The organism is Psychrobacter sp. 1U2 (assembly GCF_051847575.1).
On record NZ_JBPYDC010001296.1, the window covers coordinates 1 to 639 of the forward strand.

Here is a 639-nt window from a genome sequence, read left to right on the forward strand (position 1 = left end):
ATCATCTATGATGACTTCACTACCGATGATGGGCTTGATACCAGCGCCTAAGCAGGTACGATAGAATTTCACCGTAGCATAAAGGTTGGATAAATCAGTTAACGCCAGCGCGCGCTGATTGTCCGCTGCTGCTGCTTTAATAAGCGGCTTGATGCGCACGATAGAATCGGTGATTGAATATTCGCTGTGAATGCCAAGGTGTACAAATGCCATAGAGGACTCTTACTAATGCAATCGAAAGAAGATGAGCTACCAAGAAAATAGTTTTATTATTATCAATGCTTTGAATGAGTTTTTAAAAGTAGTTAGAAGTAAATAGGGCGTTAATAGCCTTATTTATTAATTTTAAATTTAGCTGCTAATAATATCATTATTTGGCACAGACAACCACTGATTCAGCTACTAGGTATTATACGAGAAAGAATGAAATCGGTTTCCAGATTTGCAGCGACTTTTTGGTATAATTTTGATATAAAAGCTTTTTTTAGGTCGGCAAAGCATATAATAAAGATTTAACACGCCCTAGTCTTTGCCCAATTTATAATGTTTTGACAACCTACCTATCTGAAACGGGCAAGCTGATAAGGTTTGGGGTCGATAGTATGACTTTCATCAAAATAGTATTCGGCAATCATTTTT

Annotated in this window: 1 protein-coding gene; it reads right to left on the reverse strand. The window is 36.9% G+C overall.

Annotation, left to right across the window (positions count from 1 at the left end; translation table 11 throughout):
- A partial coding sequence (locus ACS8FD_RS21740; protein WP_439277401.1) for a PHP domain-containing protein occupies positions 1-213 on the reverse strand: 213 nt, incomplete at its 3' end.
- Positions 214-639 lie beyond the last annotated feature (426 nt).